Source organism: Symmachiella dynata, from assembly GCF_007747995.1.
Classification (GTDB): Bacteria; Planctomycetota; Planctomycetia; order Planctomycetales; family Planctomycetaceae; genus Symmachiella; species Symmachiella dynata.
In genome coordinates, this window is sequence record NZ_CP036276.1 from 2,531,274 (window position 1) to 2,548,314 (window position 17,041).

The window sequence follows — 17,041 nt, forward strand, 5'->3', positions numbered from 1 at the left end:
CCGGATCGTCAAAATACGATTTCGATCCGTTGTTTTTCGTCGAGCTTTTTGGAGTGGACTTCGATGATGTCCCGGACCAGTTCAAACTTCGCAGGTGGAATTTCGATGGCGATTTGACGGGCTTTGGGAATCACCAACTGGCGTGGAAAGTGAATTCCCTTCTGCACACGGCCAATGCTGGCGCGATAACCGTCGGTGCCGGTCACGGTGCCGGTTACATCGGCGCGTAAGTCACGAATGGGGACGAGACGATTCAGCTGAATCACAATCTTATAGGATTTGAACGGTTCGGGATCTTCGGGAACGGTCCAGACCGAAAAACTGCCTTGGGTGATCACTTTGCCTTTGTTGGTCGGCATTGCAAATCCGCCGCGCTTCCAGGACTTGCCGTTGCCGCCCCCTTCATTCACCATGTCCAACGCATTCTGAGGCAGCGCGGGCAATGTGGCGGCTGTATCGCCGAAATCGCTCAGCACGGTATCCGGGACAAATCGCACATTGTCTGTGATCGATTCTGAATTCAAGGACGACAGTTCGCTGGCATCCGCAAGGGTGTCGGTCAGTTCAAACTCCGTGTCAGCCAATGATTCCAAGGGCAGCTTTTTATCAACGCTTGTTTCCGTAAACAACGCGTTGATCGGGCCGCGATCGCCGGGGTGGTCCTCCAGTCGTAGTCCAAACAAGAACAACATTAAGGCGATGCCCAGAAACAGCAGCACATGCACCCCAGCCGACACGACCAACGACAGCCCCTCAGGACCGGTCGCCCATTGACGCAAATCTCGTCGCCAAGTCCGAATTGTTTCCCAGATGGTCGGAGACTCAGCCACAACTGGACCCAGGGCACGCTGCCGTTTTGCGGATTCGGAGCGCAAACGCGCACGGACGGAAGTTTTTCCGTCGCCCGGCCTCTGACGTGCTGACGCTGTGCTGGTCGAAGTCGACTGCCGTTGCGTCTCTTCAGGTGAATGAGGTGTACGAGTGGCCATTGAGCTCCATGCGGAATTTTCTAGCCTGGGGCCGACCACAAAATCCATCGTTGTACGATGGCTCGGTGTTCGCCCCTACATCGATATTATAGCTGTGAACCGGGACAGGGGTAGAGGATTTCCACGAGTTTCAGCCTGCGAAGAGGTTCCTGCAGGCAACTACGGCGGACAAAACAACTTGCGCCAGTTCGCCTAACGATGGTGCTGCGGATGTTCGCCTAATCGATAAACGGGAGTTCAGACCGTTTGTTCACCAAAATATCAGCGAATTTCCGTCCCGTCACCGATAATGGGTACTCATGAAAGTCAGACGGGCAGACCCAGGCGTATTCTTCGGCATTTGGCTGCGTGGTTGTGTTGGCCAATCTGCCCGTGAAGCACAACAGTTGAATTCGGTACCGGGTGACGCTGTGACGGAACTGTTTCAGTAGATCCTCGACGTGGGCAGCCAGCCCAAGTTGCGTTTTTAGATGGCCTTCTAGTTCGCCTCGAATTTTCCGCAGATCACGGCCATTGTGAGGGGCGGAAAATTCAGACGTTGCAAATCGTGGAAAGTCCCACAGTCCGGCCCAGCGTTCGCCGTGCGGGCGTCGACACAACAGGTATTCTTCGTTGTGCACAATAGCAACAGCGGCTTCGGTCACATCGGTGAGCTCCGGGCGCTTTTGTGGAACCGGAATTCGGTCCTGTGATCCGGATTGAAACGCGCGGCAACCCGATTTGACCGGACAAGCAAGGCATTGCGGATCCACCGGTGTACAGACCGTCGCCCCCAGATCCATCAACGCTTGATTGAACGTCCCCGGTTGTTTGCGCGGCAGAATCGATTCCGCGAACTGCCACAGCAACCGTTGTCCGCTGCTTGAGCGCGGGTCCTGTTCGTATCCCAACAATCGGCTGTACAGCCGCAAGGTGTTGGCTTCGACGATTGCCGCGGGACGATCATACGCAAACGAGACAATCGCCCCAGCCGTGTAACGTCCAATGCCCGGCAGCGATTCCAGTGCCGCGACATCTTTGGGAAATTCTCCACCAAAATCGGCGACGATGATGCGGGCCGCCTTATGGATATTCCGGGCACGACTGTAATACCCCAACCCCTCCCACATCCGCAGCACGTCGTTTTCCTCGCCCGCCGCTAAGGTTGACACGTCGGGGAAGCGTGCAAGGAATCGCTTGAAGAAGGGAACAACCGCCGTGACTGTCGTTTGTTGCAGCATGATTTCGCTGATCCAAACACGATACGGATCGCGGCTATTGCGCCAAGGCAACTCACGACCATACCGCGCATACCACCGCCGCAACTGACCACGAAACCGCTGCCGCCAATCAGCATCGAACTCTGCAAGGAGATCCGTGTCGCTTGATTTCATCCGTGAGGTTTTAGAGTGAGAGTAGAACGAATGGTAAAACTGAGAGCGTCCGGGAGGGCGAGGCTCCCGCCGAGCCAAGATGAACCAAGACGCTTAACAAAACCATTGGGTCGCTGCATGCGAAGTGGAAAAAAAACGGCTCAGCAGGAGCTTCGCCTTCCCGCTGCGCTGAAAGACCGTAGGCTTTAGGCCGTAGACTGTAGCAATAGCATAGGCAATCCAACCCTAAAGCCTACCGTCTACAGCCTACAGTCTCGTCCACGCCCATTTCAGAGGCGATGAACAACCTCAATCCTCAATCGGGCGTTGTCCCCACGGGAGCGGCATCGTGGGGGCGTGGCGTTGGTGGCGGCCGCGTTGGTCTTTGGGGCGTGGGCCGAAGTAGTTCACGAAGGCGCAGAGTTGTTTGACCGCTTCGCGATACACCCGCTCCCCTTTTTCTGCAGTGGCCAATTCCGCTTCGCCCAACACGCCGGTGTCGGAGTAACTGCTCGTCCAAGACACAAGCGTCGCCGGACCGGCGGAGAAGACGTCGACCCAGTTAAAGGGGCTCTCTTCTTCGTTGAAGGAAATGACGCCATTCTTAATCAAGTCCGTGCGGACGTTATCGCCGTCCAAATACATATACATCGATGTTTCGAGTTCACCCGCATGGGCGCAACCACCCGGGAACTTGCTTTCCCGCCAACTGGGAATGAACTCCGGATCGACGGTGAGCAATTGCCACCAAGCCGCCAGCACACATTCCGCATCGGTCTCCAGATTGGTGCGCCGCGCCGCAAGATCCAAGTTGGGCATATTCGAACCATGCCCGTTGAGCAGAATGATTTTCTTAAAGCCGTGGTACGCCAGCGACTTCGTGACGTCGAGCACTTGGCGGATGAACGTCTCGTAGTGCGTGTTGATCGTTCCAGGAAAATCCATCACGTGCCCGGTGTAGCCATAGGGGATCGTGGGCAGGACCAGGATTTTATCCGTCATTTCTTGGCCGGCACCGTGAGCAACCCCACCGGGGCAGACCAAATCGACGTCCAACGGCAAATGCGGACCATGCTGTTCGACCGCGCCGACGGGAATGATACAGACCTTACCAAGATCGACCGCATCATTGATTTCGGGCCAGGTCAATTTTTCGTAGCGGTACTCGGTTTCAGCGCGGCTAGACATCGGGTGGCTCGCAGTATGGGGTGATAAGAATCGTGGCAAATGAATGTCATGATTCTACACACTTTACCGCACCATACCAGCACCTTGACTGTTTCAATAACCGATTCGTACGTCCGTAGCCCGTCACCTCCGACCTCAATCTGTGGCGTTACGACGTGGCTTCTTGATTGCGATTCAATTTGGCCAGACGCATCAACCGTCGCGCGTACAACGGAGGTTGCGTCGATGTCTCCGCGGTTTCCGTGCTGGAACTCAACGGTGTCGTAGAGCTCGCTGTGCCCTGTTTCAAGTCTTTGAAGGCCCAGCGGCTCAACAAGCCCACGGCCACAGCGGCAAGACAGCCCCACAACAAATGTCCCCAAAACGACGGCGAGACCGGTTCTGTTGCTGTAGAAGCCGGCGCGAGGATCACTGCGTGTGCTTTATGGCCGGTGGTGGTCGTGGCGATTTTAGCTTTGATCGACTCGAGTTTGTTCTCAGCTGCCTGCGTTTCCAATTGCGCTTTCTGCAGACGGTCTTGCAATTCGGAATGCCGGATGATTCGGGCTTGCTCCAAGTCCCATTGGTCTTGCAGATCGTCTTCCCGTGTTTGCTTTTGACGCAAATCCATCGCCAAGGTCCTCAGTAACAGCGCCCGACGATCATTTTGGTCCGGCTGGTCGATCGTCGAAATCTGTTGGATTCCGGAACCCGTTTCTGAGAGGTCATCGATTTGCCGCAGCAACTCCGCTTGTTTGGATTGAATTTCAATCATTCGCGGGTGACGCGCGCCATAGTATTGTGAGTACTCACGCTCGGTTTGCCGCAATTGTTGCAATTCGTCGACCAAATCCGCATGGCTCATCACCGCTTGGACGATTTCCTTGGCGGAACCGGTCGAGAGTTGGGCTGCTACAAGATTCACGGCTGAACCGGTTTCGAGTTCTTGGCTCGCTTCGTGATAACGGTTTTCCGCATCAAGACGATCCGCTTTGGCTTCAACGATTTGAGCGGAGAAACTTTTGATCCGTTCCATGGATGCCATTTGGGCCGTTTCGGACAGTGATTCCTCATCCATCTGGTTTTTAATAGCGGCAATGGTTGTCTTGCCGGCTTGCAGTTGCTGCTGTGCTTCTTGATTGTTCTCTTTGAGCTGTTCGATACGGGGCAGAGCGACGCTCGATTTGAGTTGTCGTGAGTTCTCCACATAGCCGTCTGCGAGAGCATTCAGAATCGACTCTGCTTCGCCGGCATCCTGGCTGAGGCAGCGCAACTGCAACGTTTGATTCTCTTCGTTGAAGGAAACCGACAACTGTTGCGCGACCGCGTTGAGATCAAGCAGCGGTTTGCCCGCTTTGGTGCGCTGCGCATCGAGAGCGGCGAACGCGTGGTCAAAAACCGCTTCGGGAATCTCGGACATCGACTTGGGGTCGACCGGTTGATCGTGCGGTTTGACGTTGACCGTCGTTTCCAGCACGGTTGTCGCCGTCAGGTAGTGGATCAGGCAAACGCCCAATACAGCGATGGCGGCCGCCCATGGTTTGCGGATGATTTTATGCAGATTTAGTTTGAATTTCATTTTCATTTGCTCAACCATCCCTCGACTGTTTGCTTAAGCTTACTTCCGGCCGGACGCTCGACGTGAATCACATCGCCCGGTTGAATGGCCGGAGATTGTTGTGGATTCGCTTCCAGTTCCGCCCACGATCGCGACCAATTGCGACCGGGCCAACCCGTTTCATTCATCCGTATCAACGTGATTTTCAGAGCGTTCCCTTCGTCCTTGACCCCACCGGCCAATCGCACGGCATCCAGCAATGTGATGTCATTGCTATTGGGGATATTGAATGCTCCGGGGTTTTGGACCGAACCCAAGACTTTAATGGGGGGCACCAATTCGCTGACGCCGACGATATCCCCTTCACCCAGTTGGAGTTCAATCAACGCCCGGCGATCCTCTTCGCGTTGGGCATCGAACCAGATGATTTCATATTCCGTTCCCGGTGAACCAGATTGTGGTTGATCACCAGCAACCGCGTTGACCTCTGGGGCCGCAGCAATTGCAGGAGCAATCTGATCCGCGGCCATTTCCAAGGGATCTTCACTCATAGTTTCTGATTCCAAGGAGAGTGGATTGACGGCTCCACCGGGTGTCTCCCCTGGGATTGGATCGAGTGTCTCGTCAGCTAATGCAAACAAGGCCGCCGTTTCCGCAATGGGCGCCGTTGCCTGGAGGTTGAGCGGTCGTGCTACGGAGATTTGACCGCCGGCGTTTGTCTTCAGTCCCGCCGAAACCAGTGCCGAATAGACGCTGGCATCTTCGCGGGGCAGGGCGATGATGCCGGGGCGTTCGACCGCTCCTTCGACATAGACTTTGACGCGCGGCACTTCCAGTTCCCGAACAATCACGGTCGGATTCACCAGCAGTTCACGGCGCTGATATTCATCTTTCAGGCCTTTTTCGATGTCGGCGCGGGTCAGTCCCGTGACGACCGGTTGGCCCAATAACGGAATTTCTAAGCTACCGTCCGTGTGAATCCGGGCCGGGAACGTATGCGGCTCTTCCGGCTGGAACAGATTTGAGACGGTGATTTCCAACAGATCCCCCGGTTGGACTGGGGCGGTCTGTGGTGTGGGGCGAATGGAATTGATATCCAGCGGTGGCGACATTTGTGCGTCGTCGTTACTGAAATTGGCAAACCAATTGAGCGCGGGCTGCGCAGCGCCGGCAACCGGTGCTTCAAACATCCGACACCCGGAGCAGGCCAGGAGGGCTAATGTCGGCAGCAGGAGGGCCGCAACGCATTGGGCGCGGTCGCCTGCGCGTAATGGATTCATCATGGACAGAACCCCATCCGTCGTTGAATCGGCAGGCCGATGTCCGACGAATTGTCGCAATGGATTTGAGAGACGGATTTGAGAGACGATTGACTGAGGGGCGGTGAAATCCCGTGAGAGGCGGAATCTGTAGCCACCGACCCGGCAGCGCGGCGGGTAATACTACAAAGTGGGACACGAGGTCAATATGCCTTGTGGAGGAATTGCGCCGGTTTTAGCGACAAGGCATGGGATGTGTTTGCCTGGAGACCATCGAGACGGTGATCCAGACCAGGGAAATATCGCGCAGACTGCTGGGGATTTTTGCAACGTTCTGTGAGATGAGTTTCGTCGAATCTGTTCGTCGGTGATGGGTGGGGCAGGAATCTTGCTGATTTATTAAGCGAGAGAACTGAATGGTCGCACCGACTGCGCCGTTTGTATCGCTGTTTTTTTGCCACCAGTTGTTGGATTTGAAAAACATCTGCCAATTCTTGCCGGAAACCCTGCATGTTGCCTAACCGCGACCTAAGTTCTGAGTGTGAATATCAAAATCCCTTCTCAGGGAAAGGTGCAAACGATGAAAACGATACTTCTTGTGGATGACTCACGCGCCGTGCGTTTGGCAGGGCGACGTATTATGGCGGCCATCGGGCTGGATGTGCTTGAAGCCGAGCATGGCGAAGAAGCACTGAATATGGTTCGCGAACATGAGGTGGACGTAGTTCTGTTGGATTGGAATATGCCCATTATGAACGGGCTGGAGTTCCTCAAGGCTCTGCGAGCGGACAACGAACTGCCGCAACCGACAGTCATTATGTGTACCACCGAGAACGACATGGAACGCATCATCGAAGCCATGCAGGCGGGCGCGAATGAATATGTCATGAAACCATTCACGGAAGATATCGTACGTGGAAAACTACAAGAGACCGGCGTGCTCGAAATTGCTTAACGGCCAAGTCACAGAAACCCCTGCAAGCGAATGCGTTCGATCTTGCCAAAATATCCCCAGTCGGCAGTGCCCGGAACACGGAGCGGTTTATGAACGCCAACGATTATGATTACCTGACGAAATTCTTAGTCGAATCTTCAGGTTTGGCATTGGGCAACGGAAAAGAATACTTGTTGGAAGCGCGGTTGACTCCGTTGGCGCAAAGTTTCGGGATGTCCGACATCCCTGAATTGGTCGTCGAACTCCGCCGCGGACGCGACTCACGTCTCTCAACGGCCGTCACAGAATCGATGACGACCAACGAAACGTCGTTCTTTCGCGATATTACTCCCTTCGAGGAAATGAAAACACAACTGTTACCCGCCTTAATCAACGCGCGGCGGGAAACGCGACGCCTACGGATCTGGTGTGCGGCAGCATCCACCGGCCAAGAACTCTATTCACTACTGATGCTCATCGACGACTCGTTTCCGGAATTGCAGTCCTGGAATATTGAAATCGTCGGCACCGATATCGCGGAAAAAATGCTCAAGCGGTCACAGGAAGCGATCTATTCACAGTTCGAAGTGCAACGCGGGTTGACGACTCCACTGTTGATCAAAAATTTTGAACAGGTTCCGCAGGGTTGGCGGATCAAGGACAACTTGAGAAACCGCGTTCAATGGAAGCAACAAAACCTGTTGGACGATTTCGCTCACCTGGGGCCGTTCGACCTGATCGTCTGCCGCAATGTGTTGATCTACTTTGAAGTCGCGCACAAACGCAACGTGCTGGAACGCATGCGGAATCAACTGGCTCAGGACGGAAATCTCATCCTAGGTGCCGCTGAGAGCATCGTTGGCATCACCGATCAATTCGAACGCTTCAGCGAATGCCGCTCAGCCGTCTATGTGCCCCGCTAATCAACGAGGCCCTTTCCGTGCGAGTCGGTCATCCATGACATGAATCGCTACCGGCCCGGTCGCCTTGTTGTGATGTGCGGAGTCGCGAAGCGCCGTCTGCTTGCCCAAGGTCTGGTCTGTGGCACGTCTGCCCAAAAAAACCAACTGCAAACGTTGGAAGACCACAGCGCTTAGTTCAGTCTTAGGATGTCCCACGATTTGGGGGGATGCCACTGGCGTCTTGCCCGCCAGTGCCTAACTCGGCTAAGTTTTCCCTATCCGGCGCTGAGTTTTCCCTATCCGGCTACGTCGACCCATGCACGCCCTGAGGGTCTAGCCGCTCGATGCCCTCTGTGCGAGACTTTAGTCGACCCGTGGGAAATCCTGTCGAATAGCCGTGGCTATGAGGATTGCCATCTTTTCCCGCGTGGGATTATCGAAGTGCGGCTCAGCAGGAGCTTCTCTCTCCCGGGGCGCGGATCGGTAGTTGCCAGCGGAATGAAAAGAGTTGCTTTTTAGATCCAGACCGGGCCTTTGACCGGTTTGTCTCGCAAGCCGGCATTTTCCAAGGCGGTCAGATCAAAGCTGCTGATCCGATTGTGCAATTCAATATCCAGTCGCGAAAAGACAGTGTCGTCTTCGAACGTTTCCCGGACTGTGCCCCGTAGCACAGAATCAAATGCCTGCACCTCATTGTGCAGATGGACTTTGACCTGTTCAAACATACTCACCGGCAGCGGCAATCGCAGTTCGATGTGGCTGGGGGAAATATTCTCAAATTCACAGATAATTCCCGTCCGCATCGGGTCACTGTCACGATACAGCTTAATCACCATCGTCCCCAGGTGCCGTTTCTCAGTGGTGCTGGCGGCATCGATGATCTCTTGTTCATCCTGAGTTGCCTGATTGGCGAGTTCGGCAGCCGTTTCGGCGAAGACTTCGGTGCGTTTCGTTGCCGCCCGTTGACGAATGGCTTCGATGTCGATCTCGCCATCGATGGTCACGCCAAAAAGTCCCGCATTGAACTCCACATCCGCCTTCGTACCGACAACCAAGTCAATAATATCATCGGTCGTCAGGTTAAATCGTTCTTCCAGTACTTTGCGCGCAGCCGGAAATTGCGGCGAGTCAGGCGTCCAAAGCACTTCGGCCATCAGGCAACCGGCATGTGTCACGAGTTGTAGTTTATTGTCGTTGTTGATGTCGTCGTGATGATTCTGTGTCGACTGAACCAGCGTTTCAGGGAAGCCCCAACGCGTTAACAACTGCGCCCCCAATTGGGCATGTGTAAACCCGTACTTGTCTTGTTCGGCCCGCAACAACTCCGGACCGTGTGGGGTTTTTAACGCCATGTCGACGTATTCATCCTGCTTGACTTGTGCAAGTACCAGGACGCCCAGATCGGCCAACAATCCGCCCGAATAGGCGTCGTTGTGATCCAACAGTTCGGTCCGTTTGGCCAGTCGCGAACTCAGTGTCGCCATGCTGATCGATCGCCGCCAATATTCTTGGCACAACCGGCTGGCGGAGCCGCGTGACAGACCGTCCACGAGGCTAAAAGTCATGGCGACCAGACGCAGCGAACGCTGGCCGAGCAGCGCAACGGCCTGCCGCAGATTCGTGACTTCGCGCCGCAATCCATAACGCGACGAGTTGATCGTCCGTAAGATTTTAGCCGCTAAACCAGGATCGTTTTCCAGACAAGCAACGACTTCGCGAACGTCGTAGTCGATATCGCGAGTCAGATTAAGAATCGAAATGGCGACCTGCGGTAACGAATGCAATTCGTTCACGCGGTCCAGCACTGAGTTGATCGCTTGGCGGTCATAATGGGTATTGTCAGACATCGCAGTCTCCTTCAAAGAGCGCTTCCTTGGGGCCCGAAATCGCAGGAGTCACATGATGTGAAGCCGAATGGCCAATGCGTTTCATCCTACGTAGCAATTCCTTTTTCTAACGCTCCATTAAAACCCTACATCATAAAAACCCGCGCGGCAAGAAAAGTGATCGCTCTTGCCATGTGGTGTTTTGGCAACATCCCACCTTTGAACCGGCTATACGAAACTGGGACAACACGCACCTCACGCAAATTGCCACGAATCAGTGGAGCAATAAATATCGTCGTCATCGTGACAACGACAAAGTGCGCAGGGCAGCCATTAACCTTTAATCGCGGGCGCTAAACGCTCCACACTGCTGCCGATCAAGGTCAGCGCAGCCATGATGTCAGGAATCAAAGAGGGCGTCGCAGGGATTTGCTGAATCAATTCTACGCAATCGCCTTGCAGGCATTCGTGGAGATGAATCAAACGCTGGTCCATGGTTTCGAGAAATGTCGCCAACTCTTCCCGTGTCAAATCGTGACGCAACAAGAGCGATTTCTCCGCTTCACGATGTCGCGTCAGTCGTGCCAGCGTGTTGCCCTGTGTGCGATAAAGGTCTCCGCTGCAAAACCCGCGTCGCAAGCGGCCAACGACATCGAAATGAAAGGCCGGGTCCGCCCCAAAGAACAAGGAGAATCGTCCATCCTCACGAAACCCGGCAATCACCGTGTTGTCATCATTGGGGAGCGATAATTCACACCGCCGTCGCAGCGCGGTCGCCTCCTTCATCAGATCTTCACGGTCCGATTCATGCACCGCCATCAACGTACTCCACAACTCCAAGGCAAATATCAATTCATCGTGCCAGAACTGCTCATCATCAGGCGTCCCATCGTAGCGTGAGGACTGAAACCGCCAAGCCATCAAAAGGTCGATCAAACCAAGCGGTCTTTGGAACGATCTTTTTTGTCAGCGTCCCGAACTCCTTTTTATGGGGTTTGCGGTTGCGGTTTATTGCTTAACTACTGGTAGCGTCATTGGTTGTGACGGTTTCAGTATTGTCGGCAGCATAAAGAATCTCCGCCAAAGAGCTGTTTTTTTGTTGCCCAAACATCATTTTATCATCATGATAGAAATTTGGGGGTGTTGAGAGACTTACAGACGTCCCAGAAGCCTGTTGCATCAGGACAGATTCCGAACCAATTCACGATCAAAATTCGTATACGCAGTGGTACAGTTGGAGTTGAGCGGGCCCGTTTTATGTTTATCAAATTTATTAAAATACTGTGTATGAGCCTCTGGTTGGCCGGATTTGTTTTGCTCGGAATGTCCTACGCCACATTCTCCAAAACCCATGGCTTGTCGGACCAGACGGCAAATGAGAATAATTCCGCGGTGACCAAAAATACAGAACAGGCGCAATTGCAAGCGATCGGCGGTGTATCAGCCATTTTGAGCGGTGCTTTGGTTGGCTTGCTAACGACGCTCTGGGGTAATAAATACCGTCGTCGTCGCGATCGTTCACGCGTCAGTTCGAATGCCGACCATCTGGCCATGCAATATCGTCGTCCTTCCCGACGCCGACAATCCTCCTGACGTCTATTGCGAATCGGCGGCGTCGCCCCTTGGGATTTGGCCCCTCGGGTGCCCACGCAAAATGTTCCGCACAAGGCAACCGCTGGGAGTGCGCGTCACATCATTTCCCTGTTGGGTAACAGTCGCCATCCAAATACGACGATGATTTCCTCCCGGTGAGGTCCTGCATGACTCAGATCGCAAACGAAATGCCGCCAAACAATGTTGCAAATGAAATGCCTCTGCAGGAATTGGACCGCGAACAGGATGTGCGAAACAAGCACGACTTGGTCAAAGAACTGCTCAAAGCCAATGGATGGGATGCATTGTTACTCCAAAAACCGTGCAACTTTTCTTGGCTGACTTCTGGTGGTGACAGCTCTGGACGTGGTATGGGGCAACCGTTGGCCGCCCTCTTTATTACACCCGATTCCCGGTTGGTCATCGCCAACAATTGCAACTCGCCACAAATTTTTGAGGAAGAGATTCCGCAACTTGGGTTCAGCCTCAAAGAACGTCCCTGGACCGAACCTCCGCACGTGTTACTCGATGACCTCTGCCGTGGACGCAAAGTCGCCAGCGATACCGGGGATCGCGAGACGATTGATGCATCGGCCGAGATTCGTAATCTGCGATTGCAGTTAACCAGTTTAGAACGAGCGCGGATGCGGATCGTGGGGCGGCATGTGACGCATGCTGTCGAAGCAACGGCGCGGACACTTGAATTGGGGCAAACCGAGGCTGAAATTGCCGGCCAATTGTCCCACCGCTTGGTGCACCGGCAGGTCACCCCCCTGCAAATGCAAGTCATGGTCGATGGTCGTGGCGAACGTCATCGACACTGGAGTTACAGCGGTGATCCGTTGCGCAAATCGTGTGTGCTCTCCGCAGTCGGTTCGCGTTGGGGAGTCTGCGTCGCTGCGACGCGCACGGTCTGTTTTGGCCAACCGTCGAATTCCCTCACCGAGGCGTACCAAGCCGCGGCTATGGTCGAGGCAACCGGTATTTTCTTTTCACGGCCCGAGACCTTGGCCAGCAAACTCTTCGGCCGTATCAGCCGCATCTACGAAAAATTCGGCTACGAACGGGAATGGCGACTCTGCGATCAGGGGGAAATCATTGGCTATCAAGCCTGCGAATTGTCAATCTCCTCCACCAATCACATCCCGCTGACGGCCAACATGGCTCTACATTTGCATCCAACGATCGGTCCAGCCAAATTGGGCGATACGATTTTGATCGCCGAAAACGGGTATGAACCGCTGCGCCCCATGGAAGGCTGGCCCCAATTGGGCGTCTCTGTCAAAGGGGTCTCGATCGAATGCCCCGACATGCTGGTCCGCGAACACTAGTTTACATCGCAGTGCACCCAGAGAAATCACGTCGTCGATGTGCAGGACGTATACCCCACTCCGCCTAACTCCGCGATGCGGGCCATCATGATGTCGGTCACTTCTTGCAGTACTTCTTGTGTCGGTTTGCGGTCGTAGTACGCCGAGAGGTCTATCGGATCGCCGTAGTAGACGGTCACGGGGCCGAAGTTATAAAACGGATCGATCATGGTTTCGCCGCCGGGCGAGTTTTGAATATAGACAGGATAGACTGGCACCTGAGATCGCACAGCCAACCAAGCCATACCGGGGTTTCCCGCCTTGAGGTCTCGTTCGCGATTGATGCCCCCTTCGGGAAAGACCCCGAGCAGCTTGCCATCCTTCAACCGCCGCAAAGCGGCACGCGTGGGAGCAAGGTCCTTGCCGTTGCGTTGGACCGGAATGGACTGCATGGCGACGGCGATCCAATGCAAAAATTTTACTTCATAGTATTCGCGAGCCATCATAAATCCGATGATCTGGCGGCGTCCCACCCAGACGAACATCGGATCCATCGGGGAACTATGATTGGCAATGATGATCGCCGGCCCATCCGTGGGAAACGGACAAGGGCGATTTGTGCGAAAGTGAAAAAATGCGCGGACATAAAATCGATTGACAATCGCAAGTGCCCAGGCATGCCAACCATCCGGCCACCGCGCACCCTGAACGAATAACGTCATGATCGCAATCGTCATATAGAAGGCCAACGTCCACTTGGCGGCCATGTCCGGTTCCATCGGAGAATTGGTCTCGCAGTTTGTCGTTAGGGGGTGATGTGAATCATCAACAGGTTTTGCCAAGTCGGTCGTCGAGTCGCTCTGAAAATCAGGACAAACTCGGCAGCAACGCACTCTAAAAATAAATCCTCACGCCAAGCCGCGAAGCTCGCAAAGGAGTTTGCTTTGTCGAGATGAATCGGGACGACGTCTAAACAAAGCGACCTATATGAATAAAAAATGATTTCTACGACATCCCAATCAGAAATCGATTTTTGAGCCTGATGATTGTCCCGGTAATTCCTTTGCGACCTTTGCGGCTTGGCGTGAGGTCTTGAATTCTATTTGGTTCCCACAATCAAAACTTGGCACTGATTGGATTAGGGGGACCTGATGCTCTTTGTAAAAAGGTACGTCGCGACGCACCCTACAAAGAAACGGCTGTTAATGCTAATCCAATTTAATGGGTTTGATGCGGATGTTGCGGTAGGCGACTGGGCCGTGGTCTCCCTGAATCATCAACGGGCCGAGTGGTTTTTCATCTGAAAAGGCAGCTGCGCGGGTCGGGCCGGTGGTCGTCACGTTTTCGTGAATCACTTTTCCGTTGTGGACCACTTTGATGAATTTGGCATCTTCAATTTTTTTGCCGCTTTCATCAAATCGTGGTGCGCGAAACGTCACATCGAACATTTGCCATTCCCCCGGCGGTAAACTGGCATTCAATCGCGGCGCGTGCCCTTCGAAACCGTAGCTCTCTTTTTCATTGTACCGTTTATAGATCCCACCACAGTCGCTCGACTCGGCCTCTTTCACGCCGTAGCTGTCAAAGACCTGCACTTCGTACCGCCCTTGAAAATAGACCCCCGAGTTGGAGCCTTTGGGGACGGTGAATTCGATGTGCGCCTGCACATCGCCATGTTTTTTCTTGGTGAAGATATTCGTGTCGCGACCACCCTTGCCATTGACCATCACTCCCGTGCCGGGCTTCGGGGCGAAGGCTTTGGGGTTGTCGGGATTGAGCGGCACATCGCCGACGATTTTCCAATCCCCGGTCTTTTTCGTCCACCCGTTTAAATCCTTGCCGGAAAAAATCTCAATCCAACCCGTTTCCGAATTGTCATCGTCAGCGGCTAGGTCTTGCACCCAAACCCCTCCGCCCAGCAGCAGAGCACACAGTAAGGCGGAGATGCCCGCGCGGCGTTGGGAATGCGAATATTTCATGTGTGAGTTCCTCTTAAGAGCATGATTTGATGGAAAAACGAGGAGGCAATCGTCAGCCGCATCGTGTGCTGCTCATTCTATTCCACTGTGACCAATTTCACAATTTGGCAGCCCTAAGCCCTGGTTTTTAGGCTACAAAAATAGTCTAGTGCTATCTCGAAAGATCCGCTAATATCCCGCCACATCCATGGATTGGATTTGTATTTCTGCGTCGAAGTGCAATGCTAAGGATAGTTTGGGGCAATGTTGGTTAATCTGTTCTATCACGTCGTGGGGCGTCCAATTCGCAAGGTTCTGTTCTTGGGCATACATTTGCTCGAGGCCTTGCTCCTTTACGCAAGAAAAGCATTTCACCTCCATGCGAAGGTGATGGCTATTCTGCACGATGGTCGAGACGCCAAGTGGTTTTGGGACTCCGCGCTGGATGAATTGCAAAAGTATTATCGCGATGTGACCATCCGCGTGCAGAGGATGCCCGATCAGCCGAAAATCAGCATCATTTTGCCGGTCTATCGTGTCGACCCCGCGATCTTTCGCGAAACGCTCGCTTCGGTTGCCATGCAATGCTACACCAATTGGGAACTGTGTATCGTCGATGACGCTTCAGGGATGCCGGAATTGCAGCAGATGGCGCGTGATTTCGCCACCGATTATCCAGGGCAGGTGAAATTCGCGATAAATCCGACAAACGTGCACATTAGCGCAACCTCGAACCGGTGTATTGAGATGGCCACCGGGGAGTATTTGGCGCTGTTGGACCATGATGATCGGTTAACGCCCAATGCCTTGGCCGAGATGGTGCGGCACATCAACCTCAACGGTCAATGCGATATATTCTATTCCGACGAGCGTGTGATTGAGTCGGACGGTAAGGCGACATTTTTGGTGTATTGCAAACCGGATTGGTCGCCATTTTTTCACCTTTCCTGTAATTACACGACACACTTATCGCTGTATCGCACCGCGCTCATTCGCGAAATCGGCGGGTTTCGCGTTGGATTTGAGGGATCGCAGGATCACGACCTGATGATGCGGGCTGTCGAGGCGACCGAGCGACCGATCGTACACGTACCGTTTTGTCTCTACCAATGGCGGGCGGTTGAAACCAGCACCGCTAAATCGGCCGACAGCAAGCCGTATGCGGCAATCGCCGGCGTCAAAGCCGTGAACGAAGCCTGCCAGCGACGGGGACGTCCTGCCGAGGTGCAGTGGGAACCAGAATCATTTCACTACCGCGTACGATTCGAACTCCCCGCAGAGTTGCCGCTGGTCTCGATATTGATTCCGACCAAAGACCAAGGCGAGTCGCTACAGAAATGTTTGGAATCGATTTTCACCTCTTCGACTTATCCAAACTTCGAAGTCGTACTGGTGGATAACGCAACCACACAAACAGCCGCGCTTGATGTCATGCGGCAGTTTCAATCGGCGCACCCGAAACAGCTACGCATCGAACGTGTCGACGAGCCATTTAATTTTGCGAGCCTGAATAATCGCGGGGCTAAAATCGCGCGGGGCGAATACCTCGTCCTGCTGAACAACGATACCATCGTTCGGACGCCCGATTGGATCGAGGAGATGTTGCGACTCGCGCAATTCCCCGAGGTCGGGGCAGTGGGGTGCAAGTTGTTGTACCCCACCGGTGAAATTCAGCATGCCGGTTTGGAACTCCAAGACCGCAGGGTCGCCAATCACTCCTTCAAAGGGTTTCCTGAAAACACGACCGCGTATAACAACATCACCAAGACCGTCCACGAGGTCTCTGCAATCACCGGCGCGTGCTTAATGGTTGCTCAGGAGAAATATCATGAGGTGGGCGGCTTAGATGAAGTCTATTTGCCCAACGGGTATGGCGATGTCGATTTCTGCCTGCGACTATCCCAACGCGGCTACGAGCACGTTTACACACCTTACGCGAGGTTGATTCATGAGGAATCACAATCACGAGGCCGCGCCACCGAAACGTTTGAACGGCAATATATGATTAGCAAGTGGGGGCACCAACTGATGAACGACCCCTACGTGAATCTGAATCTCAATCGTGATATGACCTTCAGTATCGATTCCGAATTCCCCTTCATCGATCCGACCGGCAAGGATTTTCAAGATCTCCTGCAGGCACACGAAGCGGAGCAATTGCAGAAAAGGCAAACGTTGAGCCGCGCCGCTTGA

14 protein-coding genes are annotated in these 17,041 nt (G+C 54.0%); 5 read left to right on the forward strand and 9 right to left on the reverse strand.

Annotated elements, in window-relative coordinates; translation table 11 throughout:
• Positions 1-8: 8 nt before the first annotated feature.
• From Mal52_RS09735 to Mal52_RS09755, 5 genes are all read right to left on the reverse strand, one after another.
• Complete coding sequence (locus Mal52_RS09735; protein ID WP_145375736.1) at positions 9-830, reverse strand: hypothetical protein; 822 nt, start codon at positions 828-830, stop codon at positions 9-11.
• Between the two features lie 377 nt (positions 831-1,207).
• Complete coding sequence (mutY, locus tag Mal52_RS09740; protein ID WP_145375738.1) at positions 1,208-2,362, reverse strand: A/G-specific adenine glycosylase; 1,155 nt, start codon at positions 2,360-2,362, stop codon at positions 1,208-1,210.
• A gap of 288 nt (positions 2,363-2,650) precedes the next feature.
• Positions 2,651-3,529 (reverse strand): creatininase family protein, encoded by an 879-nt coding sequence (locus tag Mal52_RS09745; RefSeq protein ID WP_145375739.1) that lies wholly within the window; start codon positions 3,527-3,529, stop codon positions 2,651-2,653.
• A 148-nt stretch (positions 3,530-3,677) separates the two neighbouring features.
• On the reverse strand, positions 3,678-5,093 hold the full coding sequence (locus tag Mal52_RS09750) for a GumC domain-containing protein (RefSeq protein ID WP_145375741.1): 1,416 nt from the start codon (positions 5,091-5,093) through the stop codon (positions 3,678-3,680).
• Positions 5,090-6,349 (reverse strand): polysaccharide biosynthesis/export family protein, encoded by a 1,260-nt coding sequence (locus Mal52_RS09755; RefSeq protein WP_145375742.1) that lies wholly within the window; start codon positions 6,347-6,349, stop codon positions 5,090-5,092. Before Mal52_RS09755 ends, Mal52_RS09750 begins: the two co-directional genes overlap by 4 nt.
• 556 nt (positions 6,350-6,905) lie before the next feature.
• Between Mal52_RS09755 and Mal52_RS09760 the strand changes: the two genes are divergently transcribed.
• Together Mal52_RS09760 and Mal52_RS09765 are read left to right on the forward strand one after the other, a co-directional pair.
• Positions 6,906-7,280, forward strand: coding sequence for a response regulator (locus Mal52_RS09760; protein WP_145375744.1), 375 nt, complete (start codon positions 6,906-6,908; stop codon positions 7,278-7,280).
• A gap of 89 nt (positions 7,281-7,369) precedes the next feature.
• On the forward strand, positions 7,370-8,182 hold the full coding sequence (locus Mal52_RS09765; protein WP_145375745.1) for a CheR family methyltransferase: 813 nt from the start codon (positions 7,370-7,372) through the stop codon (positions 8,180-8,182).
• Between the two features lie 494 nt (positions 8,183-8,676).
• Here Mal52_RS09765 and Mal52_RS09770 read toward each other — a convergent pair whose 3' ends face one another.
• Positions 8,677-10,008 (reverse strand): HDOD domain-containing protein, encoded by a 1,332-nt coding sequence (locus tag Mal52_RS09770; protein WP_145375747.1) that lies wholly within the window; start codon positions 10,006-10,008, stop codon positions 8,677-8,679.
• A gap of 312 nt (positions 10,009-10,320) precedes the next feature.
• Positions 10,321-10,923 carry a hypothetical protein gene (locus Mal52_RS09775; protein WP_145375749.1) on the reverse strand — a complete coding sequence of 201 codons (603 nt, stop codon included), beginning with the start codon at positions 10,921-10,923 and terminating at the stop codon, positions 10,321-10,323.
• 204 nt (positions 10,924-11,127) lie between these two features.
• On the opposite strand from Mal52_RS09775, the gene Mal52_RS09780 reads away from it, so the two are divergent.
• Both Mal52_RS09780 and Mal52_RS09785 read left to right on the forward strand, forming a co-directional pair.
• Positions 11,128-11,580 carry a hypothetical protein gene (locus Mal52_RS09780; protein WP_145375750.1) on the forward strand — a complete coding sequence of 151 codons (453 nt, stop codon included), beginning with the start codon at positions 11,128-11,130 and terminating at the stop codon, positions 11,578-11,580.
• A gap of 167 nt (positions 11,581-11,747) precedes the next feature.
• On the forward strand, positions 11,748-12,911 hold the full coding sequence (locus Mal52_RS09785; RefSeq protein ID WP_145375753.1) for a M24 family metallopeptidase: 1,164 nt from the start codon (positions 11,748-11,750) through the stop codon (positions 12,909-12,911).
• A gap of 26 nt (positions 12,912-12,937) precedes the next feature.
• Here the strand turns inward: Mal52_RS09785 and Mal52_RS09790 are convergent, their stop codons facing one another.
• Positions 12,938-13,657: a lysophospholipid acyltransferase family protein gene (locus Mal52_RS09790; protein ID WP_197534785.1), complete on the reverse strand. Its 720-nt coding sequence runs from the start codon at positions 13,655-13,657 to the stop codon at positions 12,938-12,940.
• A gap of 441 nt (positions 13,658-14,098) precedes the next feature.
• Positions 14,099-14,869: a 3-keto-disaccharide hydrolase gene (locus Mal52_RS09795; RefSeq protein ID WP_145375757.1), complete on the reverse strand. Its 771-nt coding sequence runs from the start codon at positions 14,867-14,869 to the stop codon at positions 14,099-14,101.
• A 243-nt stretch (positions 14,870-15,112) separates the two neighbouring features.
• On the opposite strand from Mal52_RS09795, the gene Mal52_RS09800 reads away from it, so the two are divergent.
• Positions 15,113-17,041 carry a glycosyltransferase family 2 protein gene (locus Mal52_RS09800; protein ID WP_145375759.1) on the forward strand — a complete coding sequence of 643 codons (1,929 nt, stop codon included), beginning with the start codon at positions 15,113-15,115 and terminating at the stop codon, positions 17,039-17,041.